We start from the raw sequence: 24,191 nt of genomic DNA, 5'->3' as shown, positions 1-24,191 counted from the left end.
CCCTATGGCCGGGCGTAGCCGGGTAATAATGCCGGTGTGCCGGCGTTGCTCGGCAACCAGCCAAACAGGTTGGTTGTGCTTCCGCTCGAGCTGTTACTTTTCGGCGTTGCCGTCCTCTGTTATTGCCTCATGCTTTGCTTCAGTTTTCGCTGCTGCCTTCTGGTTGTTCTCTGTTGGGTAGCAAGTGCCCATAGCTGCCTCGCGCAGCAAGGCTTCCCGCTGTACTACCGCTACCTGGCGCTTGTGGGCAAAGCCGATTCGGCGGCTGCTGCCAAGCAATACACCAACGCGGCAGCGCTGTATGGGCAGGCCGCCCGCGCCCGCATCGAAAAAGCCATTGAGCTGCCCCGCGCCGACGACCACGTCAAAGCCGCTCGTGCCTGGGCCACCGCCCGCCAGCCCGACAGCGCCTTCAACCACCTAGGCAGCGCCGTGCGGCTGGGTTTCACCGAGGCCACCCAGCTCCGACAAGATGCAACCCTGGCCCCGTTGCACTCCGACAAGCGCTGGCAGCCGCTGCTGGCCCACACCGAGCGCAGCCGCCAGCAGGCCGAGCACCAGGCCAAGCTTGTGGCCGAGCGTACTACCTACGCTGGACCTAGCCCCGAAATCGTTTTTACCCCGCCGCAGCCATACCTGCGCCAGTTTCTGTACAACGACAGCCTGCCCTTTGTATCGGTAAACCACGGCAACTTCCGGCTGTATTTCCGCGGCAACTCGTTTACGGCGGCGCACCTCGCCGAGGCTAAGCAGCTGCTTGGCGAAGCCCTTACGCGCAGCCTCACGCTGCTGCAGCACAAAGCTTACAGAAAAGACATCAACGTGGTCTTTGTCGATTCGAAAGCCGAGCTGCAGGCCCTCACGGGGTTTAGTGTAGCCGGCGGCTTTGCTCTGCCTGGTTACGATGCGCTGTTTTTGGTGCACAGCGGCACGCGCCGCCTGCAGGCCCGGCACGAGCTGTTTCATTTGGTAGCCAACGAGCTGTGGGGCGTCACTAACTCGCGCTTGCTCAACGAAGGCGCCGCTGTGTACGCCGACAACGAATGTCTCTACCCCAACGCGGTGTATGGCATTGCTGCCTACATGCTGCAGCACCAAAAGGCCCGGCCAGTGGCCGAACTCGTCAATAACTTCGATGCTGCCGCCCGCCACGGCGAAGTAGCCGCCTACTTGCAGAGCGCCGCCTTGGTGCGCTACCTCTACGAGCAGTACGGCCCCGAAAAGCTACAACACCTCTGGAAGGCGGGCTTCGGTGAGTTTCAGCGCATCTATGGCCGTTCCCTAAGTCAGTTTGAGCGCGAGTGGCGGGCCTACATTCGCAAAGTGCCCGCGCCTGCCAACCTCGATTGGGAAAAGCTGCAGAAAGAAGGCTGCGGCTAGGCTCCCTGCGCAAGCTGACACTGAACACATCCTACCTAACCAAGCACCGTCCTGGGCTGTAGCTTGGGCTTATCTTGTCTTCGGACAATTATAGGTTGGAAAAAGCATATGCATCTACGGGTGATTTATCTATATTGGATATCAATGCTCTGATAGTCAGAGTATTGTGCTTGTATAAGTTCTATTTTCTTCCTCACCTCCAATCCTGTTGTTATGAAGTACGCCCGCATTTCCCTTGCTTTCGTGTCGGTGCTGATGCTTGGTGCCAGCTGCGCCGATAAGCACGTGCTCGACCAAGTGGCGCCTAGCCAGTCGGATGCCATAGTGCTGCCCGACCAAGCGGCTATCCTCACCGATCAGCTTGTGAAGCCTATCGGCATGAGCGTGGATCAGAAAGGACAAGTGTGGGTAACGCAAAGCGGCAACGGGCAAAACAACGGCTCGGTAGTGGTGGTGCGCCCCAACGGCGAAGTGCAAACGGTGTTCTCGGGGTTTGGCTCGCAGGTGCTGCCCAACGGCGAAATCGGTGGCCTGGGGCACCTGCTCTACCGCGACGGCGTGCTCTACATTCTTGATGGCCTGAACGGCCGCTTATACGCCGCCGATGTATATAACTATAAGAAGGGCGACGCGCCGCAACCGGCCAGCTCGGTGCCGTACATCGATATCAAGCCCTTCGTGTTGTCGCAGAACCTCTCCGACCCCCTCGACTCCAACCTCTACGACCTCACTTTTGGCCCCGATGGCCACCTCTACATTGCCGATGCGGGCGCCAACGCCATCATCAAAGTAAACTTTGCCAGGCGGGCGCTCAGCGTATTTGCCCGCATACCCAACATCAATCCGCAGGTGCAGGCCGTGCCTACAGGCATCATCTTCGATGGCAGCAAATTTCTGGTAACCACGCTCACCGGCTTCCCCTTCAGCGCAGGTGCCGCCCGCATTTACCAAATCAGCACCAGCGGCGTGGTAAGCGTGTACCGCACGGGCTTCACGGCCCTTACCAGCCTCACGCAGGCCGAGCGCGGTGGGCTGCTGGTTACCGAGTACGGCCAATTTGCCTTCACGCCGCCCACGTTTGTGGGCTGGCTGCCCAACTCGGGCCGCGTAGCCAACGATGCAGGCACCACCGTGCTGGGCGGGCAGGATCGGCTAACCGATATCGAGCGCGTCAACCCGCAAACCTACTATGTGCTGAGCACGGGCGCTGGCACCATTCGTAAGCTAAAGTACTAGCCCCTAGGTGCTTGGCTAAGCAACCAGCCCACCTGCCGCCCTAACTCATGGGCAGCGGGTGGGCTGGTTGCTTATACTTGAGTAGTAAGCCGCAGCCAAGCGGCAGTTGGGGCTTACTTCTGCTTGAGATATTTAGAAGCCTGCACCAGCTGAAAAGCCGGATCGGTACCGAAAATGCCTTGCAACGAGCCCGTATGGCGCGCCCCGAAAATGGTAAGAATGCGCTTGCTGCCCGTAGCCATTTGCGTGTTGGCGATGTTGGAGTAGATCTTCAGGTCGCGGTTGTAGAACACCGAAATGAACTCAGCGCCCACGTGGCGCGTGCTGATAAAGGCGGCATCTACCATGGCATCGGGCTTGAGGGTGCCGTTGGTTACCCGCGCCGGGGTGCGGTACACCAGCGTGTGCAGCTCCTGCACCAAGGCCGGGCTGTTCAGGAAAGCCAGGTACTGTCCCATCGTAAGCGAGCCGCTTTGCATTTGCTGGCTTACGGCCTTGGTTTTCTCGCGCAGTTGGGTGGTGGCCTGTTGGTAAAGCTCGATGTTGGTGCCCTCGTGCAAAATGCCCTGCGAGGTGCCGCCGGGGGCGTTTACGCAGTAAATGCGTTCGAGACCTAGGCGCTTGCCCAGCACAAACCCCAGCTGGTATACCTCGGAGCGGCCATCGGGCAGCGTGGCTAGCTCGAGCTTGCCCTGCCGGTACAGGTTGTAGAGGCTATCGATGCGGCCTTGCTGATCGGGCAGTCGCTCCACCATAATGGCATCGGGCCGAAAACGCTCGATCTGGTTGTTAAGGGCGGTTAGCTCGGCCTGCCGCTGCGGCGTAAGCACGTCGGTGTGGGGCTTATCAGGCTTGTAGAGCTGCGCTAGGTGGTCGGAGCCAAGTACCCAAATGGCCGTACGCTTGTCGGGGTTAGCGGCCGAGGCGCCGGCTGGTTTTTGTGCCGTAGCGCACCCAAACAGGCTGGCTAGGGCCAGTAAACCCGGTACTAATAATCGATTCATGTGGATACTGTAAGCGGCCTAGATGCTGGCTAAAGTACTGCTTTGTTGATTTCGGCAGCACCGGCTCCTTGCTCGTGCTGCCCGGCCGCTGCCCTCAGTCGCAACCGCAGGTACTGCTGCAGCCATATGGGGTATAGGTTGTAGCCGATGTTGGCCAGCAGAAGAAGCAAAGCCCAGCCCCAGTAGCCATGCGCGGCGGCATACAGGGTGCAGCCCAAAAAGAACACCAGCAGCACCAGATGAAACCGCTCGAGGTGGTAGGAGGCGCGCACGTACCGCGCGGCCGATGCCCGCCCTTGCACCTGCCGAAACGCCGGAAACCGTTGCCGCAGCCGCGCATTCACCAGCGTGCCGTTTTGGGTAATGCGGTTAAGCCGGTGCACACCCAGCCGCCGGTACACCCCTGCCGACTGGCTCAGCTGCAGGCGTTGCAGCCACGGGATGGGCAGCAGGTATACCAGCAAACTCAGCGTTACCAGTCCGTAAAGCCACGTGCGCTCCATGTAGCCGTAGCCGAACGTCACCACCGGCGCAAAGCCCAACACCGACCACAGCACGTTCGGCACGGCGTTGTACCAGGCCGCCAGCCGAACCGCTTTTCGTCGTTCCGAAGCCATGGCTTACTGCTTCTAACGTTTCGATTGAGAAAGTAAGCTCTCCGCCACGGCTACCGGCATCCTTACCCCACGCGCAGCAGCAGGGCCGAGCCCCACGGGTCGCGGGTTAGGTGCCCCTCGGCAGTGGCTTCCACGGCGTAGCCCGCCTGCCGGAGCCGCTGAGCTGCCGCCTCGGCGCTGGCTTGGGTGGGCAGCACCAGCTCCCAGCGCAGCAGGCGGGCGTCGTCGTCGGTGGCGGCGGGCGAGCTGGCGGCCCACACGTTCAGGCCCAAGTGGTGGTGGTAGCCACCCGCCGATACGAACAGCGCCCCCGTCAGGCTCCAGGTTACTTTATCGAGGCCCAGGGCGACGTGGTAGAAGGCAGCGGCCTGCCCTAGGTCGCCGACGTACAGGTGCATGTGGCCAAGGGTGGTACCAGCGGGTAAGCCGGCCCAGGGCTCGGCGCCTGCAGCAGCTAGCAGGCCGTGCGTGTCCATGGGGTCGAGGGCCGATTGGATTTCGCCTTGCGCCGTTACCTGCCACTCGCTGCGGGGCCGGTCGCGGTACACCTCCACGGTAATGCCGTCGGGGTCGACGAGGTAGGTGGCCTCGCTGTAGTTGTGGTCCGACGAACCTAGGGGCACACCCGCCTCGCGGATGTGCCGCACAAAGCGGCCCAGGTCGGGGCGCGAGGGCAGCAGCACCGCAAAGTGATAAATACCCAGCAGCCCGCGCCGCGGCACGGGCCGCACGCCGGGTTTCTCGTGCAGCTCCAGCAGTACCTCATTCGAGCCAACGGCCCCTAGGTGAGCTACCGCGCCGTGGCCCTCGGCAGCGGCTTGCTGCTGCAGCAACCGAAAGCCCAGCACCAGTTGGTAAAAGCCAAGCGAGCGGCCTAGGTCGGCTACTTGCAGGCGCACGGTACCTAGGCGCGTTTCGGTCGGCAACGAGCCCGCCGGGGCATGCACCCCAATGCGCTCTGGGGGTACGGATAGGTAAGGCAGAGTAGCAGTGCTCATGCCAGATAGTACGGCCAGCGGCTGCTTCTGGACATTTGTTTCGGTAAGCTAGTGCTCTTCAGGCTGCGCGAATAGAGGCTTTGCGTAGGCACGTTGTGCTGCGTCTCATAAACAGGCGTGGTTCAGCAGATAAATGCTCAGCAGTAGCATAAACAGCAGCCCAAATAAAATTATGATAGTAATACTTTAAACAATAGATGTGTTGCTTTATTTTAGCTCAACAAACCCCACCTAACTATGAACTGGTTGAAGAAAACTTTACTGACGAGCTTGTTGCTGCTGGCTGTGATTGGCCTTGCCTCTGCCAACAACCCCGATGCCGTGCTGGGCGTCTGGAAAAACGGGGAGGGCACTGGTATGGTCCAGATTTACAAAAAAGGCGACCAATACTACGGACGGGTGGTGTGGCTGAAGGTGCCCAACAACCCCGATGGTACGCCCCGCACCGACATCAACAACCCCGACGAAAAACTGCGCAGCCGTCCGCTTAAGGGCCTCGAAAACCTGCGCAACTTCAAGTACGTGGGCGACGGTCAATGGGAAGCGGGCCAGATTTACGACCCCAAAACCGGCAACGACTACTCCTGCGAGATGAAGCTCGTGGATGATAACACGCTGGAGGTGCGCGGCTACATCGGCGTGTCGCTCTTTGGCCGTACCGATGTGTGGAAGCGCCAGGTAAGAAAGGCTTAAGCCGCGCGCCCATGAAAGCACACACCTACCTTGTTGCAGGGCTGTTGGCCGCGGCCGCCGCGCCAGCTTTGGCCCAAACCGCCCCCACGCCACCTCCCGCCGCCTCCACCGACTCGCTCGATTTCAGCGAGTTCGGTGATGCCGACGACAAAGCCGCCCGCACCTACGCCACGCAAAAGGTGCTGTACCTGAGCCCGACCAAGCTCATCTCGGTGGGCTATGAAACCCAAACTGACTTCGACATAACCGCCCGGGGGCCGCAGCTCACCACCGGCCCCGTGCCCGAAGCTACCGAGTCGGTTAACCGTTTTGGGGGGCTGCGCCTGGGCTTTAATGCGCCCGTAATTTCGCGCTCCAGCTTTATTCTGAACCTGGGCCTCACCTACTGGAACACCAGCATCGGCCTCGACAACGCCGAGCAGCGGCCCCTATTTACGGCCTTGCGCCGCGGTCTGCGCTCTACCGGCGTCAACGCCACCGTGTTCAAGCCCTTCGATAACCGCCACTTTCTGCTGCTGCAAGCCAACACCGACCTCAACGGCAACTACCGCGGCTTCGACGACCTCAGCGGCGAGGCGCTTACCTACAGCGGCACGGCCATTTACGGCTGGAAACCCAACGACAACTTCATGTGGGGCCTGGGCCTCACGCGCACCTACCGCGCCGGCCAGCTGCTGCACATTCCGGTGGTGTTCTACAACCGTACCTTCAGCCCGCGCTGGGGCGTCGAGGCCGTGTTTCCGGCCCGCGTCAACCTGCGCCGCAGCTTTGGCACCAGCTCGCTGCTCATGTTCGGCTACGAGCTCGAGGGCAACACCTACTACCTAGGGCCCTTGGGCGGGCAGGAGCTGTTTTTGCGCCGCGGCGAAATGAAGCCGCGCATCACCTACGAGCGGCAGCTGGCGGGCTTCGTGTGGCTATCGGCGCAGGTAGGATACCGCTACAACTGGCGCTTCGATGTGTACGACTCGCAAAACCCCGGTGGCTCCAACCGCGAGGTGTACACCAACACGCTCGGCAACCCGCTTTACTTCAACCTCAGCGTAAACCTCGTCAGCCCCTAGGTGGGTAGCCGTGACGCTCGGGCATGCACCCGCTTAGCTGCCGCAGCGCAGCTGGGCGGGTGCTTTGCGTAGGGGCATGCTGGGCAAGGGTACACGGCTCCCCATTCGTGCCCACGTTCTGCAGCACGGCGCAGTTGGGCAGGCACTTGCTTAAGGCTACCCTCACCGATGGGCTGCTTTGCATTCGTTGGCTGGGTGTTGGCTTAATCTTTGCCCGCTGATACGCCTCCCTTTACCGTTCAGCTTAACCTCCACCGCATGCGTCCATCTTTCCTCTTCTCGGCCTTGCTCGCCGGTGCCGCTTTGGCCTTCAGCGCAGCTCCGGCCCGTGCTCAAGTAACCATCAACATCGGCCGCCCGGCGCCGCCTCCGGTAGTGGTGGTGCGCGAGGTGCACCCCGTTAAGTACAAGCACAAGAAACACCGGCATCACTATCGGGCGCAACCTGTAATGCTGGTGCCAGCCCAACCAGTGTATTACGGTCCGAAAGGCGGCCACCGCGGCCGGGGCCACGGGCACGGCCGCCACTAAGCGCACTATTACAAACACACGGCCGGCCTTTGCGCGAAGCAAAAGCCGGCCGTGTTATATAGAGGCTTGCGGATAGTAAATGGCAAGCTTAGCTTACTACTTGGGTGGCATTGAAGGTGCAGCCTCCACACATGATTAAGCACAAGCGACAATTTCTCGACAGCTATTTACTGCGACACCGGCTGCATCATCGATGAGCGGTCATGTGTAAGAGCTTGCAACGTTGAGTCGGGTATGCTTAATAACTACCGCTGTACGTAGCCGGGCGTAGTATCAAAGTTACCCGGTCCGCTACCTTCCCTTCGGTCTTTGGGCAGTACCACCAAGCACCAGCCATTGGGTTGTACCACTTGCAGATCTAGGGTGTCGCCGGGATTGAGTGTCTCCGCCTGCTGGCTTTGGTCCATAATTGATTGCATAGGAACCTCGCGTCCTACCACGGCTACTGGGTGGCGTAGTTCATACGATGGCACCCTTTCCGAGCGGTAAGTAAGAACCTGCACCACCGTGGCAAGTGTGACGGGCACCATAAGCCAGAAAGCAAATGGCAATGCATTTATTTGCCAAGCTCCGTTGTGCTTTCTCAAAGGAGCAGTGAAAAACTTTATGGTATAAAGCTGATCTACTTTCGTTTGTACATCCGCCCTACAAAGCCGAACTCATTCACATATACAAGGCTGTCCTTGGTCAGCTTCTTAATGCGAGAAGTACTGGGTGTGCCTTCGTTATAGATTGTCAGCTTTGAGGCAGTAATGCTGTAGCGTACGGGTGTGTCCTGAAAGTCCGTGTAGTACAAGCTGCTGCCGCGCACCCAAAACACGGCATTTTCCTCCTTGCTTGTTGCCCATACGCCTTGCAACAATTCATAGGGCGTTAACTGCTGCGCTTTCTTAGCAGGCCCGGTTTGAGCCCATGTATGGGAGGCGCTCAACAGCAGTGTAGTTAGGAACAGCAAAGCGCTATTGAAAGAAGAGTGGAATTTCGTAGGACACGGTACGCACCCCATTCTTTATTTCCATGCCTTTGATCTGCACCAGCGTTTGGCCGGTAGTAGCAATTTTTCCCACTACTACCTTGTACATACTCGCGTTCAGGTTGCTGAGGTCGCGCATATCATATTTGCTAATATCCAAATCCTTAGGCTCCGCTAGTTCCCACTTGTATCCAAACCAAGCACTGCCGAAGGCATTCTGCGCATCAGTAACGTTAACGGCTTCGATAAATGGCAACGTGCGGGAGCCTGCGTGGACTTCGTTGTGGGGTAAATCCAGCCAGATGTCGTTCAGAATAGCAAGTTTCCCTTGTGCAGCGAAACGAATTATTCCTTTTTCATTCGTGACTGATACATCAGCGCTACCTGTTGATACTGAGCGCATCTCTCGTTTATTCATTAACGCAAGCAACTCTGAGTATTCACCTTGGGTAAGACCAAGACGTTTGTCGTAAGGCAATGGACCTTGACCCCCAGCCTTTTGTAGTTCTTGGATTACCTCTGGATGTCGCTGAATCCCCTGCTGAAACTTAACCATTAACGTTTTCAGACGTGGGTCCATAACAACACCATCCATAATAGCAACGCTGTACTTGCGTGCTGGTAATAGCTCGGTTACACTTTGTTGAAGTTGAGCGTGGTCAGCTGAAGCTGGGGATGATTGGGCACAAGCGGATAGGGAAAGAAATAAGCCGCCAATAAGAAGAATGCTTCTGAAAGCCATTACAATGCTGTTACTACGAAATAAACCTTCAATAATAGAGTCTAGGCATGATAGTATTTGCATTCAAATAAAAAGAGCCGTCTTATTTCAGACGGCTCTTTTTATTTGAATGCAAATACTTACGCGCTGCAAGCTTCGCAGGCGTCCGGGTTATCCAGCGAGCAGGCCATGTCGTTGCGGTTCTGCTCGGCGTACACGGGTTCCAGCGTTTCAGCGGCTTGCTTCTGCACCGTGAACTTGATGGCGTCGACAGCAGCTTTGGTGCGCAGGTAGTACATGCCGGTCTTCAGGCCGCGCTTCCAGGCGTGGAAGTGCATGGAGGTAAGCTTGCCGAAGTTCGGGTTCTGCACGTGCAGGTTCAGGCTCTGGCTTTGGCAGATGTAAGCCCCGCGGTCGGCCGCCATATCGATAATGGTGCGCTGCGAGATTTCCCAAACCGTCTTGTACAAATCCTTGATGTGCTGCGGAATGCTCGGGATGTTCTGCACCGAGCCGTTGGCGGCGATGATGTCGTTCTTCATCTGCTCGTTCCAGAGGCCCAGCTTCACCAGATCCTTGAGCAGGTGCTTGTTCACCACCATAAACTCGCCGCTCAGCACGCGGCGCACGTAAATGTTGGAGGTGTAAGGCTCAAACGACTCGTTGTTGCCCAGAATTTGGGCCGTGGAGGCCGTAGGCATGGGAGCTACCAACAGCGAGTTGCGCACGCCGTACTCCTTCACCTCCGCACGCAGCGCCTCCCAATCCCAGCGACCCGAGTTGGGATTCACGTCCCACATATCGAACTGGAACTGGCCCTTGCTGATGGGCGAGCCGGGATAGGTTTCGTAGTGGCCGTCGCGCTTGGCGAGGTCCTTCGAAGCCGTTACGGCGGCGAAGTAGATCGTCTCGAAGATATCCTCGTTCAGACCCTTGGCTTCGTCGCTCTCGAAGGGCATGCGCAGCGCAATAAAGGTATCGGCCAGGCCCTGCACACCCAGACCAATGGGGCGGTGGCGCTTGTTGCTGCGCTCAGCCTCGGGCACGGGGTAGTAGTTGATGTCGATTACCTTGTTCAGGTTCTTGGTGGCGTGGTACGTCACCTCAAACAAGCGTTGGTGGTCGAAGAATACGCGGCCGTTTTCCTCGCGTACGTAGCGGGGCAGGGCCAGCGAGGCCAGGTTGCACACGGCAATTTCGTCGGCGTCGGTGTACTCGATAATCTCGGTGCACAGGTTCGACGACTTAATCGTGCCTAGGTTCTGCTGGTTGCTCTTGCGGTTGGCCGCGTCCTTGAACAGCATGTAGGGCGTTCCGGTCTCGGTCTGGCTTTCCAGGATGGCAAACCACAGGTCTTGCGCCTTAATGGTTTTGCGGCCGCGGCCTTCGCGCTCGTACTTCTGGTACAGCTTCTCGAAATCATCGCCCCAGCTCGTGTCGAGGCCCGGGCACTCGTGGGGGCACATCAGCGTCCAGAGGTCGTTGCTCTCCACCCGCTTCATGAACAAGTCGTTGATCCAGAGGGCGTAGAACAGGTCGCGGGCGCGCATTTCTTCCTTGCCGTGGTTCTTCTTCAACTCCAAGAAGTCGAAGATATCGGCGTGCCAGGGCTCGAGGTACACCGCAAAAGCGCCCTTGCGCTTGCCACCGCCTTGGTCAACGTAGCGGGCCGTGTCGTTGAACACCTTCAGCATGGGCGTGAGGCCGTTGGAGGTGCCGTTGGTGCCCTTGATGTAGCTGCCCGTGGCGCGCACGTTGTGCACGGCCAGGCCAATGCCGCCGGCGCTCTGCGAAATGAGTGCGCAGTTCTTCAGCGTGTCGTAAATGCCCTCAATGGAGTCATCCTTCATCGTGAGCAGGAAGCACGACGACAGCTGCGGCTTGGGTGTGCCCGCGTTGAAGAGGGTAGGCGTAGCGTGCGTAAACCACCGCTCCGACATCAGGTTGTAGGTCTCGATGGCCTGCTCGATGTCGTCGCGGTGAATGCCCACAGCCACGCGCATCAGCATGTGCTGGGGGCGCTCCACCACCTTGCCATCGAGGCGCAGCAGGTACGAGCGCTCCAGCGTTTTAAAGCCGAAGTAGTCGTAGTTGTAGTCGCGGTCGTAGATGATGGCCGAATCGAGCTGGGCGGCATGCTTGTGCACCACCTCCCACACGTCGCGGGCAATCAGCGAGGCGTTTTCACCGGTTTTGGGGTCCTCGTAGGTGTACAGCCGCTTCATGGTGCTGCTGAACGACTTGGAGGTAACCTTATGCAGGTTGCTTACCGCGATGCGCGCCGCCAAGATGGCGTAATCGGGGTGCTTGGTGGTGAGCGAAGCGGCGGTTTCGGCCGCCAGGTTGTCCAGCTCTACGGTCGTTACGCCGTCGTAAATCCCGTCGATGACCTTTTTGGCCACCTCGATGGGCGAGACGTAAATCATGTTCAGCCCGTAGCAGAGCTTCTCGATGCGAGCCGTAACCTTATCGAACTTGACGGACTCGCGCCGGCCGTCGCGTTTAATTACCAGCATAGGCGGAAAGGTGTGGAGGTGAAGATTATACAGCGGCGCGGGCCTGTGAGATGAGGAACTAGTTGATAACTGGTAAACTCTCCCAAGCCCGCGCCGATCATGACCGGAATATACTCGGCCCTTCTGCTCTCCTCAAGAGCAAACTCAGCAGAAAGTTTTCCACAATGGCCTGGCGCCTGTGCGCGGGCCGATTTTTTTAAGTTATCCACAGAGAACAAGCTGCCCCCGAAGCTGGCTAAAATGGGTTGCTGATTTCCGGCGGATTTGGTAAGCTCCCTAGGTGCCCGCAGCGGACTCATGCCGCGGAGGCTAGCAACTAATCGCGCCAGTAGCGACCAGTAAAAAGGTGCGGCCCCTCGGCCTCCTGTATAAACGCAAACGGCCCGCCACCTAAGGCGGGCCGTTTGGCAAAAGCGGGCAAGGCTGTGGGCCGCCCTGGGTGCTTAGTTAATTACCAGTTTTTGGGTCCGTACCTCGGCGGCGTTCTGCAGCGTTACCACGTACACGCCCTTCTTCAGGTGTGCAATGGAAAGCTTGTGCTGCTTGCCTTGCAGGGCCGAGCGCAGCACCTCGCGGCCGCTCAGGTCGCGGATGCTCAGCTCGTACGAGCGGGCTGCATCGGTGTCAATGTTTAGGTAGTCGTTGGCCGGGTTGGGGTACAGCTTCAGTGTTTCGCTCTGCTTAATTGGCTTATTGGCCAGCGTAATGCAGCTGCGGTTGAACTCGGTATCGAGGAAAGCCAGCCGCGCTTTCAGCCACGTGTTGATGTAGGTAAACTGCTCGGGCGTTTGCTCAAAATCGACCCAGGTACGTTTCTCCCGCTCAAAAACGTTGTTAGCCAGCAGGTAGTCGTGGTTGGCCCGGAACTTGGCCATGATGTTGTCCTCGGTAATTACGGTAGTGCGCAGCTCGGTCCAGCGGGTACGCAACGCATCCCGGAAACCCGTCGAGGAGCAGTCTTGCAGCAAACGGTCGTAGAAGCCGTTAGAAAGTACATCGGTAGTGGTAGGCTGATCGAGGCCCATCCAGTCGGTGCCAAATACGCCATCCAAATCCCACGGCACGTAGTAATACGGCTCGCCCTGTTTGTATTTGGCGATGTAAATGTTCTTGCCGGTATTATCCCCAGCGCGCGACAGGTTCAGAAAAATGAAATAGTCTACTGCATTACCTAGGTGGAATTTCTTCTGGTAGGTGCTGTTGAATTCCTGATTGGAGCTATTCTTTACAAAATCAACGAAATCGTAAATGTTCTTCCAGTCGATTTTCTCCTCGGGGTGCTTGTATTCAAAACCACCCCAGATTTCGCTGTTGTTGTCGTAGGGCGGGAGCAGCGTAAACGTTACGGCACCATCCCAGGCTTCGCCTTTGTACAGCTCGCCCGTAATAGCGTTGTTGTACTTCTTTAGCTTGAGTTGCTTACGGTCAACCCGTTCGCTCAGGGTATAAATACCTTTGTACTCGTCATTCAGAAATACCTCTACAAATTTCATGTCGATGCCATTTTTGGCCTCGGGCTCCAAGTTTTTGTAGTAAATCTGGTGTATTTCCTGCCACAACTCGTTGCTGGTTTTGCTACGAATGCGCAATGGCTCATTGTACATGGCCTGCAGGTTGTACTTGTTGTCGTTGCGCAAGCCCAACAGGCTCATATCGCGCGACTCACCGGCTAGCGTATCGTTCACGAAGCTCAGTTCATACGACTTCTTAGGGAACGTTTGCGAGAAGTTGCCGCGGATTTCGATCTTCAGAAACGAGTTGACGGATTTGCCATCTGCCTCGTCGAGCGAAAACTGCGCATATACGCTGGGGCTGTCAACAATCTTGTTTCTAGTGCTGATGCGTACCACCGGCAGCTGTGTGAAATAGAGCTGGTACAGCTCGTTTTCGCGCGTTACCTCGTAGGAAGTGTTGCTTTCTACTTCGGGCACGCCTTGCGTAAAGATGTACACACCGTCGAGCGAGAGGTGGCTCTTTACGTCGCTGTACTCACGGTTAATGGCCTCTGGCTTCTGATTAACCAGAATCAGCCGGCTCTTGTGGTCGACGTGGTAGAAATTACGGGCAATTACAAGCGTATCTCCTGCTGTAGCGCTAAATGGGGTTATAAGCGCAACGAGTGAAACTAGTAGTAAAAGCTTTTTGGTAAAAATCTCTCGCATGGTTAATGGGCGAAAATGCTATTGATTTATGATTATCTGTTTCTCAGAGTAACGGCACGCACTAATCAGTCGCCTGCCTTAGTTGTAATAATGCGGGCAGGTGTCTGGGCGTAGTGAGCCGAAAGAGCCGGCCTTGGTTGCACTGCCGGATAAAAAATGTGTTGGGCCGCTAACCGCACGCGCTGATAAAAGCCATAGATGGCTATTTAAGAGCGAGTTGTCTGTCAGAAATTATGCGCGGAGTAACCTATAATTGCAGGACTATTTCAGCACTCGAACAGTCGGAGAGTAATAAGAGAAAAGCAAATAGAGGTGTTGTGATATTAGCGTAGAGCCGCAATTAGGAATTCGATATTTAGGAGCGTGTATCGGCAGTTAATTGCCGCAAAACGCGCGTATCGATTTTGCAAACGGGCGGCGATTTACAAATAAAATTTTAAGTAATATCATATCAGAGTGATGTTGTTCAATAATTGCAGTAATATCTTGTTTGCGTTATATTTGCTATTAGTTGAAGGCTAGCGTTGGTACAAATTGTATTCTCTGCTGCTTGCATAGTGCTTTGGCGCTTGGTCAGGGCCAAGCTTGCCTGATCCAGAACGCAGAAGCATGGCCATATCACTTGCGCAGCCATTGCACCTAAGATGCGCCACATGAATAAAAAAGCCCAAGCCCGCAGCAGGGGCGTGGGCTTGGGCAGGTAAGTTCAACAGGCTGCTACGGCTTGGTCGCGCTTGACTGGGGTTTGTACTCCAAGCCCCAGTGCTTGACATACTCGCGCAACGGACCTAGCCCTACTGCGGCGCGGCGCTCATCCACGTGCGCTTCGTCTTCGATTGGTTCGAGCTCATACTTGCCTGTAGCCGTGCTGGGGCGCAGTTGGCTGCCGTAGAGCTGCGGCTTGCCTTGCTCCACCAAGATGCGGTCTTCGAGCAAAGCAAGGCTTGATTTAGCTAACTCGCCTTTGCTCGCTGCTTCGCGCATCAGGGGCAGGTACTTGCGTTGCACCGAGGGCCGCGCGTGCTGGATAACCAGAAACGCGGCTGTGCTGCCCAGCCGACCCACCATGCTTTGGCCGGGCCAGCCGTATTGCTCGATAATGGCCGTTACGCGGGCCGTGTTGCGTTCGTCAACGGCATCCATTTCGTCGAGTAGGGCTTGGCTTTGGGCGGCCTGCATGCCGAGCTTTTTCTCCACCGAATCAATCTTGAGCCGTATGGCTTGACCGGTGGCGTAAATGGCTTCCAGCTCTCTTTTCAGGGGCAGGTTGTATTGGGCTTCGGCCTTGGCTCGGGTGGCTTCCAGCTTGGCTAACATGGGCTGCCAGCGGGCATCGGTGCGCAGGCTACCTAGGTCGGCATCCTGTTTCAGGTGCGGCACGTTGTCCCAACCAGCGGTGGTGGCTTGGTCGAGGTACCGAAAGGCTTTGTCTTTGTTGCCAGCTAGTGCCCAGCTACAAGCGGCGTTGTAGTAATGCGTAGCCGTGGGCTGGGCTTTGCGTTCGGCAAAAGCTTGCTCGTACAGCTTGCCCGATTCGGTGTAGCGCTTGCTTTGGTAGGCATCGGCTGCTTGTTGATTAAGGGCGCCGAAAGAAGTTTGTGCCTGCGACAAATGGCTGACCAGCGTCAAGGCTGTGCTTAGTAATAGGGATTTAATCATAAGCTAAGTAGATAGTTGACGAGCCAAGAATACAGCGCCAGACAGTTGTATGGCAAGAGATGTTGCAAGTAAAATACAGCGGACCGGAAGTTGGTAAACATGCCTGCCACAAACAAAAAAGCCCGAAGCGGCAGCTTGGGGCTTTGAAGTACTGGCCAGCGGCCGATTAAAAATCTTCGTCGAGTGAAAATACGTTCTGCTCGCGGTCGGTCATTACGCCCGCTTTCTGGTACTCGCCCACACGCTTCTCGAAGAAGTTGGTTTTACCCTGCAACGAAATCATTTCCATGAAGTCGAAGGGGTTGGTGGCGTTGTAAATCTTGCGGTAACCTAGGGCAACCAGCAGGCGGTCGGCCACAAACTCTATGTACTGCGACATCAACTGGGCGTTCATGCCGATCAGGTTCACGGGCAGCGCGTCGGTTACAAACTCCTGCTCGATGCTCACCGCATCGCGGATGATTTCGTGCACGCGGGCCTCGGGCAGCTTGTTCACGAGGTACTTCTCGTAGAGCAAGCAGGCAAAGTCGCAGTGCAGGCCTTCGTCGCGCGAGATGAGTTCGTTTGAGAACGTGAGGCCCGGCATCAGGCCGCGCTTCTTCAGCCAGAAGATGGAGCAAAACGAGCCCGAGAAGAAAATCCCTTCCACGGCAGCAAAGGCAATCAGGCGCTCGGTAAAGTTTTCCGAGTTGATCCACTTGATGGCCCACTGGCCCTTCTTGGTCACGGCCGGTACGGTTTCCAGCGCGTTGAAGAGGTAATCCTTCTGCTTGGGGTCTTTGATGTAAGTATCAATCAGCAGTGAGTAGGTTTCCGAGTGAATGTTTTCCATCATCACTTGGAAGCCGTAAAAGCAGCGCGCCTCGGGCATCTGCACCTCTTGCATGAAATTCACGGCGAGGTTTTCGTTCACGATGCCATCGGAGGCTGCGAAGAAAGCCAGCACGTGCGAAATGAAGTGCCGCTCGCCATCGTTCAGGTTTTCCCAATCTTTCTGGTCCTGCGACAGGTCGATTTCTTCAGCCGTCCAAAACGAGGCTTCGGCTTTCTTGTACATCTGCCACACGTCGTCGTTCTGAATAGGAAAGAGGACGAAGCGGTTGGGATTTTCAACGAGTAGCGGTTCCATGGGGTAGGGCAACAGTTGAGGAAACGACAAGGAGAAGTGCCGACGCAAGGCCAGCTAGCGGTTGAGCTGCCAACCTCGACAGGCAGGCAATTGTTCGACCTAGGCCTGTCACAACCAGTCGGGCGACGGCTTGGCGAAGACCAAAGATAGCCCTGCTAAACGGACCGCCGAGGTGCGTTTTGGCTTTTTTGTCTGTTAATTTTTCGCTAAGCGGACACTACAACCGTAGCAGCTATTTTCCCGGCAAAAGCCAAAGCAATAGTGAAATTCTTTGCTTTATATAAAAGTTATCCACATTTGCTGTGTGGACAAAAGAAGTTATCCACCAATTTTGTATTACGTACTCGCGCCAGGCAGTACTGTTAACTCGCCGAGGTAGCTATTTTTAAGCCGACTGAAAGAGGATTAGTGAGTTAGGTTTGGTATTGTGGAATAGAGCTAGTACTTTTGCCTTCCATTTTCAGAAAACCTGCGGAAAACCGATGTACGCAATCGTAGACATAGCCGGCAAGCAGACCAAGGTCGAAGCCAACAAATTTGTGTACGCCCACAAACTGGCCGGCAACGTCGGCGACGAAGTAGAACTGGGCAATGTACTGCTGACCGACAATAACGGCACGCTGAGTGTAGGCGCCCCCTTCCTGTCGGACGTTAAAGTAAAAGGCACCATCCTCGCACACGTTCGCGGCGATAAGCAAATCGTGTTCAAGAAGAAGCGTCGTAAGGGCTACAAGAAGCTCAATACGCACCGCCAGGACTACACGAAAGTAATGATCAACAGCATCGGCTAAGAAAGCTGTTGGCTGATGGCTTTTAGCTGTTAGCTTGCTTTCCCAACCGGGCTTTTTCTCTGAACCTCAGCTAATAGCCGATAGCTAATAGCTAACAGCTCAAACAAAATGGCTCACAAGAAAGGCGTAGGTAGCTCCAACAACGGCCGCGAATCGCATTCGAAGCGTCTCGGCGTTAAAATTTACGGCGGCCAGCTGGCCATTGCCGGCAACGTAATCGTGCGTCAGCGCGGTACCAAGCACCACCCCGGTCAGAACGTAGGTATTGGCAAAGACCACACCTTGTTCGCTCTGATTGACGGTACGGTTCAGTTCCGCAAAGGCCGCAAAGACCGTTCGTTCGTGACGGTTGTGCCGGCTGCTGAAGAAGTAGCTGCTTAAGTAGCTGCTGCAACTAGCATCAGAAAAGCCCGCCGTTCAGGCGGGCTTTTTGTGTTTGCGGTCCGACTATCAAGAGCACATCATTTCATCCTGAGCAAAGCGAAGGAGCCTATCACGCCTAATACACTTGCATCAAGTAATGACTAGCGGACGTAATAAGCTCCTTTGCTCAGGATGATAATGTTTAGCTAACTCACTGGACGAATTCCTTGACCGTTAGTGCCCTGCCCAACCGTCGGTTTCGGTGAGGAGGTAAAGCACCGGGTTGCTGGGACTGGCATCTAGCTCGAGGGCAGTTACCTGAAGGTTGAGCAGGTATAACCCGTTGGGCACGGCATCGGGCACAAAAATGAGCTCGGTAATGGTGGCTTGTCGGCGCATATCGCTAGGATATTGCCAGAAAATGTGGTGTGCGGCCAATATGCCGTTGTCGAGCTCCCGATCAACACTAGGCAGGTCGAGCAGGAGGTGCTCAATGTGGGCATCAACCAGGTACTGCGCTAACTCAGCTGAGATGTAAGGCGGATTCTGACCTGAGTACTGACGGCTGCGCTTGCTCTCATCGTTGGGCATCGTACGAATGACGAGGGCCTGAGGCGGCACCGGAGCCGCTTGTAGCAGCGGTTGCACGTCGGATAGCTCCACCACGTAGTCGCCATCGAGGCGGCGGTGTGGCTCAACAGAAATCAGCCAGGCTACAAACAAGTATTGTTTGAGGCAGCTTGGCAATGTGGCTGCATCGGGGCTTATGTGGCCGAAGCACTCGGTATGCGTGCCGTTGCCGTGGGGCGTTACGTGCACGCGTTTGTAGTTAGTGCTGCCTCCCTCGGCCACGCTGCCCACAAAGCCGCCTACCCGAATGACATCAATCTGCACCGGTTCGGCCCAAAAGCAATTCACTTGGTCGGGCCCGGGCGCCAACGGCAACGCAATGCTAATTGGCGCGGTAGGATCGTAGCTGAAGGAGCGGCCGCAGTACTGAATGGAGGCAGTGAGCATGGCTGAATCAGGTGTTAACCACGGGTGGCTCGGCGGTGAACTCCGCCGTTAGCTCGTTCAGAATACGAGCTACTTCGTCGGCGCGGCTGTAAACCATAAAGTGTGTGCCGCCCTCGATCAAGTACTCAACTTTAGCCGGACCGGGCGGAAATACCCGGTCGTGGGTGCCGCGGATTTGCACGCACGGGCCAATGTCGCGGCTGTCCCAGCGCAGCAGGCTGCGAATGGCCCAGCGGGTGTAGCGGGGCTCTTGGTCGCGCAATACTGCTTTAAACAGCTGATACTCGGAGCCGCCGCCAATGCCGAAGTACCACTGGCCTGCCCGCGGAAACAGCTTTAGCAATTGCGGCGGTACCCAGTGCTGCACGCCGGTAGCCCGAATGATGCGCAGCAAGGGCGGCAGCTGGTCGGCGCCAGGGATGCTAGAGATAAGGGCTACAAGCGCCAGCGGACGCAGCCGGGCAATTTCAAGAGCAACGGTACCGCCGAACGATACGCCCACCAGCCAGCAGCGCCGATCGAGCGGAATGCCCTCGGCCATGCGCTCGGCATAGGCGGGCAAGGGCTCATCGGGGTGAGTGGGCTGTATCCAATTCAGCACCGTTACGTGCCCGCGTAGCTGAGGAAGCAGCCGCGTGAAAATGCGTTCGTCGGCACCTAGGCCCGGAATGAGATACAGAATGGGTTGCTGCGGCGCGGCGGAATCAGGCATCCAAACGGCGGTAAATACCTTCGAGGTAAAACACGTTGTCGGCGGCTGAGCGTTCTTCGCTTTCCTCGTCCTCATCGTCCTCGAACTCGTCTTCGTCGGCGGGGTACGTGAAGGAAAGCTTCAGGGCAATGTCGGGCAGCACGAAGGGCTCGTGGCCCTCGGCGGTGTATTCGAGCAGGCAGGGGCGCGGGGCCGTAGCCAAGGCGTCGGCCACTTCTTCCTGCAACTCACCGGAGCGCACGCCCGCTTGGCGCAGCAGTAAATCGAGTTGCGCAAACGGCAGCCCTAGGTGAAAAAAGTACGTCTGGCCATCGAACACGGTGGTGGCCCACAGCGTCACGTCGTCGGAGTTGTCGAAAACAATGGCGCGCACTTGTACTTCCTCCACAAAGAAATCAGCACCGTATTCGACGGCGTCAATGAGGCGTTGCATGCGGGGAAGCGGGTACGGGAATGATGGGGGTAAGACAAAATACCCTTGGATTTACGCAAAAGCTGGCTGTTTGCCGAATCAGCAACCAGAAATTTTGCTAGGCAAAACGGCTTATTGCTGAGCTTCAGAGAGTAGCACTAATTAGCCGACGCAACACGTACCGTGAAGTGCGTGAACTACACTTCCTCGGGTGCCTCCAAGAATAACTCGAGGGTAATCTGATCGGCGAGTAGCTTGCCGCGGTCGGTGAGGCGCAGCGTTTCGTGGCTGATGGTGGCCCAACCATCGTGCTGCAGTTGCTGTAAATAAGCCGCGCGCTCCGTGGCTAGATCGATGCCTAGGTGCCCGCGCAGGTAAGCCAAGTTGCAGCCCTGAGCGGTGCGCAGGCTCGTCATAAGGTACTCGTTGGCGCGGTCGGTGGCCGAGAGCTGCTCAATGGTGGCCGGCAAGGCGTTGTGCTCCAGCACCTGCTGCACGTACTTGGTATTGCTCGGCACCGTGTACTGCCGGCTATGCCCATTGAAGGAGTGCGCACTGGGGCCCAGCCCTAGGTAAGGCACGCCCTGCCAGTAGCTGGAGTTGTGGCGCGAGTAGCAGCCGGGCTTGGCGAAGTTGCTGATTTCGTACTGCTCGTAACCAGCCTCGCGGCTAGCTGTCAGGAGCATTTCAAACTCCTGCGCTACAAACTCTTCGGGCGCGCCGCGGAAGGTGCCCTTCTTCAGCCGGCGGCCAAACACGGTTTGCGGCTCGATGGTGAGGGCGTAGCAGGAGAGGTGCGGTACACCTAGGGTCACGGCCTGCTGCAAATCGTGCTGCCAAACGCTGTGGTCGGGGGCGGGCACTCCGTAGATCAGGTCGAGGCTGATGTTGCTCAGGCCGGCATCTTGGGCAAGCTGCACCGAGCGGCGCGACTCTTCGGCCGAGTGGGCGCGGTTCATGAGGCGCAAATGCGGCTCGTGGAAGCTCTGCAGCCCAATGCTAAGCCTATTGACGGGCGAAGCCGCCAACTCGCGCAGCTTGGCGGCGCTGAGGTCGTCGGGATTGGCCTCGAGGGTTATCTCAGCGTCGGCGGCTACGTCGAAATACTTGTAAATAGCTTCGAAGAGCGTGAGCAGCTCAGCCTCGGTAAGCAACGAGGGCGTGCCCCCACCAAAGTAGATGGTGCTCAGGCCGGCGCCGCCTAGGTAATCGTGGCGCAGCTCCAGCTCACGCACCAAGGCCTGCACCACTTGCTCTTTCCGACCTAGGGAGGTGCTGAAATGGAAGTCGCAGTAGTGGCAAGCCTGCTTGCAGAACGGGATATGAAGGTAGAGTCCGGCCACGGAGAAGAGGATGTGCTAAGATTGTGCAACAGTAGCGCGAACTTTGGAGTTCGCGCTTTGCCGGGCTGCCTGCCGCGGTGCCGATGCCGGTTTAGTAAACACTAGCCTCTAGGTAACCGACGGGCCAAATGCTTCGGCAGGAAATGAAAACGGCCGCTACTGCGTTTGAGCCTGCAAATGTATACCAGCTTCGTGCGCTTCCTGCTGTTGGCAAGCCTGCTCCTGCTCGGAGCGGTAGCAAGCGTGTGGGCTCAGACCACCTCACCGGTAACGGCGCCCAACCTGCCCGCTACCCAAGCGCCGCCTTTGCCGCCGCGCCCAACGCTGCCCGACTCGGCCGCGCTAGCCAAGCGCCGCGTGGCACCCGCCCGCCCCAAGTACCTGCGCTTCGAAACCGAAGCCGCCGACCAAGCCGTGCTGCGCCGCTACCGGGTGCGCACCACGGCCGCCGATACGCTAGAGGCCGTGCGCAGTGTGCGCCAACTGCTGCTGGCCATGCAGGCCGATGCCTACCTCACCGCCTCGGCCGACACCATGCAGTGGCGCGGCGATACCTTGGCCGTGCGCCTGTACGTGGGCGAGCAGTTTCGGTGGGCGCGGCTGCAACGCGGCAACCTCACCGAGGACGTACTGACGCACACCGGCTTTCGGGAGAGGCTGTACCTAGGGCAGCCGCTGGTGCCAACCGAGCTGGCGCGCTTGCAGCAGCGCGTGCTCGAAAACAGCGAAAACGAGGGCTTCCCGTTTGCGCAAGTACGCCTCGATTCGGTACAGCTCGATGGTTCCGATATCACAGCCCGGCTTACCTTGGATCGGGGCCCGGTGGTGGAGTTCGATTCGTTGCAAATCATCGGCAACACCAAAACGCGCAAGCGTTTCCTGAGCAAGTACCTGCAGATTTTGCCGGGCCAGCCCTACAGCCAGCAGCGGGTAGATGCGGCCGCACGCCTGCTGCGACAATTGCCCTACGTGCAGCTAAAAGCCGAGCCCGAGGTGCGCTTTGCCCGTGGCCGGGCCCGCGTATACCTCCTCCTCGACGACCGTAACGCCAACCAGTTCGATGCCATTGTGGGAGTGCTGCCCAACCCGAACCCCACGGCCGAGCAGCGGCGCGTGCAGCTCACCGGCGACGTTACCCTGAACCTGCGCAACCTAGGCGGTGGCGGCAAGCAGTTGGGCTTGCAATGGCGCAAAATCGGGACAGCCTCGCAGCTGCTCGATGTGGGGTATCAGCATCCCAGCTTCTTCGGTTCGCCTTTGGATGTGGCTGCTAGCTTCAACCTGTTCAAGCAGGACAGTACCTTTCTTACGCTGCGGCCCCGTCTGCAGGTGGGCTACCCGGCAGCCAAGGCCGGGCGCTTCAGTGTGTTTGTGGAGCAGCGCAACTCGCGCCTTTACCCGCGCCGCAACTTGCCCACACTGCAAGCCCTGCCCGAAAACATCGACTCGCGCTACACCGCCTACGGCCTCGATTTTAGCCGTTCAACACTCGATGATCTGCTGTTTCCGCGACAGGGCTTGCTGCTAGCTGGGCAGGCCGCCGTGGGAAACAAAATCATCAGCCGTAACGCCTATGTCAACCCCGAGCTGTACGAGGGCCTGCCGTTGCGCACCACCCAAGTGAGCCTGAGCGGCCGGGCCGAATACTATCTGCGCGTAGGCAAGCAAGGGGTGTTGCTAGGGCGAGTGCGCGGCGAAGCGCTGCTCAACCGCCGCTTGTTCCTCAACGATTTGTTTCGCCTAGGTGGTTTGGCTACGTTGCGCGGGTTTAATGAACTGCAGTTTTTTGCCGCCCAGTACGGCATTGGCACCGTGGAGCTACGGCAGTTTACCGGCCCCGATGCTTACGTGTTTCTGTTTGCCGATCAGGCTTATCTGCGCCGCGACCTGCCCAACGACCTAGGCGAAGACGCGCCTACCGGCCTAGGTGCCGGCCTGAGCTTCCGGACCGGAGCCGGCCTATTTCAGTTTGTGTACTCAGTAGGGCGCAGCAATAGCCAGCGTTTCTCCTTAGGTGCTTCTAAAATTCACTTCGGCATTACCAGCCGCTTTTAGGCGGGCGCTAGAGGCGCACAGTTGCCGTGTCTTCGGGGGCTACGCTGGTGTCGGAGTCGGCCTCGGGGTTGGTGCTGTTGGTGGTAGTGGGCGATTCGGTGGAGATTTGGTCCATGTCGCGTTGCTGACTATCGCAGGCCAGCAAAGAGCAGGCGAGCAATAAGCCGGCCAAGGAGTAGACAACAAAGCGTTTCATCCGCTGAAGCATAACGTGTTTTCTGCCTTACGCAGAAAACTGTGACTTGGTCACTTGTTTTGGCAATGTAGGTAGCGCCGCCCCGCAAGGTTCATTCAACCACAGCAGCTATCGACAATAATTTGGGGAAATATTTTCTTACTGATTATCAGGCGACAACGTGGCTTCGGTAGGTAATTGTTGCCGGGTATGCTGCAAATCCGAAAAAGGCTACTACTTTTGCATCACCAAACAGTGCGGGGTGGAGCAGTTGGTAGCTCGTTGGGCTCATAACCCAAAGGTCACAGGTTCGAGTCCTGTCCCCGCTACCTCAGAAAAGCCTCAGTGAGTAATCAACTCGCTGGGGCTTTTTCTTTTGGCTGCCTTGGTCGCTACAAGGGTACTGCTTGCTGAAGTTGTTTGCTCGTGTCAAACCTACTGGGCGCAGCTTGAGCTTGCTGCTGAGGGTAAGGTTATAAATAATCTTTTAGAAGAGTGATGATGCCCTAGCTTCGTCGGTAATCATTGGCCGGCTTAGGCAGAGGTGGTTGGTTCTTGTTTCTGCATCATCTTGTGCTGCTTGCCTACTATAATCGCACCGGGTAGATATATTATTTCTGTATTATGAATAATCAACTGT

At 57.2% G+C, this 24,191-nt stretch carries 23 protein-coding genes and 1 tRNA gene; 9 read left to right on the top strand and 15 right to left on the bottom strand.

The features are described from left to right. Nucleotides 1-243 precede the first annotated feature (243 nt). Nucleotides 244-1,380 (top strand): peptidase MA family metallohydrolase, encoded by a 1,137-nt coding sequence (locus ASU33_RS14255; RefSeq protein WP_149867237.1) that lies wholly within the window; start codon nucleotides 244-246, stop codon nucleotides 1,378-1,380. 213 nt (nucleotides 1,381-1,593) lie between these two features. After that, the gene (locus ASU33_RS14250) at nucleotides 1,594-2,616 is read left to right on the top strand and encodes a ScyD/ScyE family protein (RefSeq protein ID WP_059071536.1); all 1,023 of its coding nucleotides are present in this window, start codon (nucleotides 1,594-1,596) and stop codon (nucleotides 2,614-2,616) included. A gap of 113 nt (nucleotides 2,617-2,729) precedes the next feature. Here ASU33_RS14250 and ASU33_RS14245 read toward each other — a convergent pair whose 3' ends face one another. From ASU33_RS14245 to ASU33_RS14235, 3 genes are all read right to left on the bottom strand, one after another. After that, on the bottom strand, nucleotides 2,730-3,620 hold the full coding sequence (locus tag ASU33_RS14245; RefSeq protein ID WP_059071535.1) for a DUF5694 domain-containing protein: 891 nt from the start codon (nucleotides 3,618-3,620) through the stop codon (nucleotides 2,730-2,732). Nucleotides 3,621-3,649: 29 nt separating this feature from the next. Continuing rightward, nucleotides 3,650-4,237 (bottom strand): glycosyl-4,4'-diaponeurosporenoate acyltransferase CrtO family protein, encoded by a 588-nt coding sequence (locus ASU33_RS14240; protein ID WP_059071534.1) that lies wholly within the window; start codon nucleotides 4,235-4,237, stop codon nucleotides 3,650-3,652. A 62-nt stretch (nucleotides 4,238-4,299) separates the two neighbouring features. Next, a complete protein-coding gene (locus ASU33_RS14235) occupies nucleotides 4,300-5,235 on the bottom strand; it encodes a VOC family protein (RefSeq protein WP_059071533.1) in 936 nt (311 codons plus the stop codon). A gap of 246 nt (nucleotides 5,236-5,481) precedes the next feature. Here ASU33_RS14235 and ASU33_RS14230 point away from each other — a divergent pair, with 246 nt between their 5' ends. The 3 genes from ASU33_RS14230 (at nucleotide 5,482) to ASU33_RS14220 (ending at nucleotide 7,523) form a co-directional block, all read left to right on the top strand. Next, nucleotides 5,482-5,928, top strand: a complete 447-nt coding sequence (locus ASU33_RS14230) for a DUF2147 domain-containing protein (RefSeq protein ID WP_078063310.1) — start codon at nucleotides 5,482-5,484, stop codon at nucleotides 5,926-5,928. Nucleotides 5,929-5,939: 11 nt separating this feature from the next. Further along, complete coding sequence (locus tag ASU33_RS14225) at nucleotides 5,940-6,992, top strand: DUF6268 family outer membrane beta-barrel protein (protein WP_078063156.1); 1,053 nt, start codon at nucleotides 5,940-5,942, stop codon at nucleotides 6,990-6,992. Between the two features lie 258 nt (nucleotides 6,993-7,250). Next, on the top strand, nucleotides 7,251-7,523 hold the full coding sequence (locus ASU33_RS14220) for a hypothetical protein (RefSeq protein ID WP_149867236.1): 273 nt from the start codon (nucleotides 7,251-7,253) through the stop codon (nucleotides 7,521-7,523). Nucleotides 7,524-7,768: 245 nt separating this feature from the next. Here the strand turns inward: ASU33_RS14220 and ASU33_RS14215 are convergent, their stop codons facing one another. The 7 genes from ASU33_RS14215 to ASU33_RS14185 form a co-directional block, all read right to left on the bottom strand. Then, nucleotides 7,769-8,053 carry a hypothetical protein gene (locus tag ASU33_RS14215; protein WP_059071530.1) on the bottom strand — a complete coding sequence of 95 codons (285 nt, stop codon included), beginning with the start codon at nucleotides 8,051-8,053 and terminating at the stop codon, nucleotides 7,769-7,771. 92 nt (nucleotides 8,054-8,145) lie between these two features. Next, nucleotides 8,146-8,454: a hypothetical protein gene (locus ASU33_RS14210; protein WP_160328202.1), complete on the bottom strand. Its 309-nt coding sequence runs from the start codon at nucleotides 8,452-8,454 to the stop codon at nucleotides 8,146-8,148. A 28-nt stretch (nucleotides 8,455-8,482) separates the two neighbouring features. Further along, the gene (locus ASU33_RS14205) at nucleotides 8,483-9,301 is read right to left on the bottom strand and encodes a hypothetical protein (RefSeq protein WP_149867235.1); all 819 of its coding nucleotides are present in this window, start codon (nucleotides 9,299-9,301) and stop codon (nucleotides 8,483-8,485) included. A gap of 56 nt (nucleotides 9,302-9,357) precedes the next feature. After that, nucleotides 9,358-11,733 (bottom strand): ribonucleoside-diphosphate reductase subunit alpha, encoded by a 2,376-nt coding sequence (locus ASU33_RS14200; protein WP_059071527.1) that lies wholly within the window; start codon nucleotides 11,731-11,733, stop codon nucleotides 9,358-9,360. Between the two features lie 443 nt (nucleotides 11,734-12,176). Next, the gene (locus ASU33_RS14195) at nucleotides 12,177-13,895 is read right to left on the bottom strand and encodes a CotH family protein (RefSeq protein ID WP_059071526.1); all 1,719 of its coding nucleotides are present in this window, start codon (nucleotides 13,893-13,895) and stop codon (nucleotides 12,177-12,179) included. Between the two features lie 717 nt (nucleotides 13,896-14,612). Beyond that, nucleotides 14,613-15,554: a DUF6624 domain-containing protein gene (locus ASU33_RS14190; protein ID WP_286130564.1), complete on the bottom strand. Its 942-nt coding sequence runs from the start codon at nucleotides 15,552-15,554 to the stop codon at nucleotides 14,613-14,615. 166 nt (nucleotides 15,555-15,720) lie between these two features. Continuing rightward, nucleotides 15,721-16,683 (bottom strand): ribonucleoside-diphosphate reductase small subunit, encoded by a 963-nt coding sequence (locus tag ASU33_RS14185; RefSeq protein WP_078063155.1) that lies wholly within the window; start codon nucleotides 16,681-16,683, stop codon nucleotides 15,721-15,723. A 482-nt stretch (nucleotides 16,684-17,165) separates the two neighbouring features. On the opposite strand from ASU33_RS14185, the gene rplU reads away from it, so the two are divergent. Both rplU and rpmA read left to right on the top strand, forming a co-directional pair. Then, nucleotides 17,166-17,474 (top strand): 50S ribosomal protein L21, encoded by a 309-nt coding sequence (rplU, locus tag ASU33_RS14180; protein ID WP_059071525.1) that lies wholly within the window; start codon nucleotides 17,166-17,168, stop codon nucleotides 17,472-17,474. Nucleotides 17,475-17,582: 108 nt separating this feature from the next. Continuing rightward, nucleotides 17,583-17,855 (top strand): 50S ribosomal protein L27, encoded by a 273-nt coding sequence (gene rpmA, locus ASU33_RS14175; RefSeq protein ID WP_059071524.1) that lies wholly within the window; start codon nucleotides 17,583-17,585, stop codon nucleotides 17,853-17,855. A 216-nt stretch (nucleotides 17,856-18,071) separates the two neighbouring features. Here the strand turns inward: rpmA and ASU33_RS14170 are convergent, their stop codons facing one another. From ASU33_RS14170 to hemW, 4 genes are all read right to left on the bottom strand, one after another. Further along, the gene (locus tag ASU33_RS14170) at nucleotides 18,072-18,854 is read right to left on the bottom strand and encodes a cyclase family protein (protein WP_059071523.1); all 783 of its coding nucleotides are present in this window, start codon (nucleotides 18,852-18,854) and stop codon (nucleotides 18,072-18,074) included. A gap of 7 nt (nucleotides 18,855-18,861) precedes the next feature. Then, nucleotides 18,862-19,566: an alpha/beta fold hydrolase gene (locus ASU33_RS14165; RefSeq protein ID WP_059071522.1), complete on the bottom strand. Its 705-nt coding sequence runs from the start codon at nucleotides 19,564-19,566 to the stop codon at nucleotides 18,862-18,864. Then, nucleotides 19,559-19,999 carry a hypothetical protein gene (locus ASU33_RS14160; protein WP_059071521.1) on the bottom strand — a complete coding sequence of 147 codons (441 nt, stop codon included), beginning with the start codon at nucleotides 19,997-19,999 and terminating at the stop codon, nucleotides 19,559-19,561. Before ASU33_RS14160 ends, ASU33_RS14165 begins: the two co-directional genes overlap by 8 nt. 176 nt (nucleotides 20,000-20,175) lie before the next feature. Further along, nucleotides 20,176-21,321, bottom strand: coding sequence for a radical SAM family heme chaperone HemW (gene hemW, locus ASU33_RS14155; RefSeq protein ID WP_059071520.1), 1,146 nt, complete (start codon nucleotides 21,319-21,321; stop codon nucleotides 20,176-20,178). A gap of 177 nt (nucleotides 21,322-21,498) precedes the next feature. Here hemW and ASU33_RS14150 point away from each other — a divergent pair, with 177 nt between their 5' ends. Then, complete coding sequence (locus ASU33_RS14150; RefSeq protein ID WP_149867234.1) at nucleotides 21,499-23,376, top strand: BamA/TamA family outer membrane protein; 1,878 nt, start codon at nucleotides 21,499-21,501, stop codon at nucleotides 23,374-23,376. A 7-nt stretch (nucleotides 23,377-23,383) separates the two neighbouring features. Here ASU33_RS14150 and ASU33_RS14145 read toward each other — a convergent pair whose 3' ends face one another. After that, entirely contained in the window at nucleotides 23,384-23,572 is a 189-nt protein-coding gene (locus tag ASU33_RS14145; protein WP_059071518.1) for a hypothetical protein, read from the bottom strand. A 235-nt stretch (nucleotides 23,573-23,807) separates the two neighbouring features. On the opposite strand from ASU33_RS14145, the gene ASU33_RS14140 reads away from it, so the two are divergent. Then, nucleotides 23,808-23,880: transfer RNA gene (locus tag ASU33_RS14140), tRNA-Met, on the top strand. Nucleotides 23,881-24,191 lie beyond the last annotated feature (311 nt).

It is taken from the genome of Solirubrum puertoriconensis (assembly GCF_001483135.1).
GTDB lineage: Bacteria > Bacteroidota > Bacteroidia > Cytophagales > Hymenobacteraceae > Solirubrum > Solirubrum puertoriconensis.
The sequence above is the reverse complement of the archived record's forward strand: the minus strand, read 5'-3'. Positions and strand labels throughout refer to the sequence as shown.

Bases quoted from the DNA above. Each gene is read 5' to 3' on its own strand.
- ASU33_RS14250 (WP_059071536.1), top strand. From the start codon at position 1,594: ATGAAGTACGCCCGCATTTCCCTTGCTTTCGTGTCGGTGCTGATGCTT.
- ASU33_RS14245 (WP_059071535.1), bottom strand. From the start codon at position 3,620: ATGAATCGATTATTAGTACCGGGTTTACTGGCCCTAGCCAGCCTGTTT.
- ASU33_RS14240 (WP_059071534.1), bottom strand. From the start codon at position 4,237: ATGGCTTCGGAACGACGAAAAGCGGTTCGGCTGGCGGCCTGGTACAAC.
- ASU33_RS14235 (WP_059071533.1), bottom strand. From the start codon at position 5,235: ATGAGCACTGCTACTCTGCCTTACCTATCCGTACCCCCAGAGCGCATT.
- ASU33_RS14225 (WP_078063156.1), top strand. From the start codon at position 5,940: ATGAAAGCACACACCTACCTTGTTGCAGGGCTGTTGGCCGCGGCCGCC.
- ASU33_RS14220 (WP_149867236.1), top strand. From the start codon at position 7,251: ATGCGTCCATCTTTCCTCTTCTCGGCCTTGCTCGCCGGTGCCGCTTTG.
- ASU33_RS14215 (WP_059071530.1), bottom strand. From the start codon at position 8,053: ATGGTGCCCGTCACACTTGCCACGGTGGTGCAGGTTCTTACTTACCGC.
- ASU33_RS14205 (WP_149867235.1), bottom strand. From the start codon at position 9,301: ATGCAAATACTATCATGCCTAGACTCTATTATTGAAGGTTTATTTCGT.
- ASU33_RS14200 (WP_059071527.1), bottom strand. From the start codon at position 11,733: ATGCTGGTAATTAAACGCGACGGCCGGCGCGAGTCCGTCAAGTTCGAT.
- ASU33_RS14195 (WP_059071526.1), bottom strand. From the start codon at position 13,895: ATGCGAGAGATTTTTACCAAAAAGCTTTTACTACTAGTTTCACTCGTT.
- ASU33_RS14190 (WP_286130564.1), bottom strand. From the start codon at position 15,554: ATGATTAAATCCCTATTACTAAGCACAGCCTTGACGCTGGTCAGCCAT.
- ASU33_RS14185 (WP_078063155.1), bottom strand. From the start codon at position 16,683: ATGGAACCGCTACTCGTTGAAAATCCCAACCGCTTCGTCCTCTTTCCT.
- rplU (WP_059071525.1), top strand. From the start codon at position 17,166: ATGTACGCAATCGTAGACATAGCCGGCAAGCAGACCAAGGTCGAAGCC.
- rpmA (WP_059071524.1), top strand. From the start codon at position 17,583: ATGGCTCACAAGAAAGGCGTAGGTAGCTCCAACAACGGCCGCGAATCG.
- ASU33_RS14170 (WP_059071523.1), bottom strand. From the start codon at position 18,854: ATGCTCACTGCCTCCATTCAGTACTGCGGCCGCTCCTTCAGCTACGAT.
- ASU33_RS14165 (WP_059071522.1), bottom strand. From the start codon at position 19,566: ATGCCTGATTCCGCCGCGCCGCAGCAACCCATTCTGTATCTCATTCCG.
- ASU33_RS14160 (WP_059071521.1), bottom strand. From the start codon at position 19,999: ATGCAACGCCTCATTGACGCCGTCGAATACGGTGCTGATTTCTTTGTG.
- ASU33_RS14150 (WP_149867234.1), top strand. From the start codon at position 21,499: ATGTATACCAGCTTCGTGCGCTTCCTGCTGTTGGCAAGCCTGCTCCTG.
- ASU33_RS14145 (WP_059071518.1), bottom strand. From the start codon at position 23,572: ATGAAACGCTTTGTTGTCTACTCCTTGGCCGGCTTATTGCTCGCCTGC.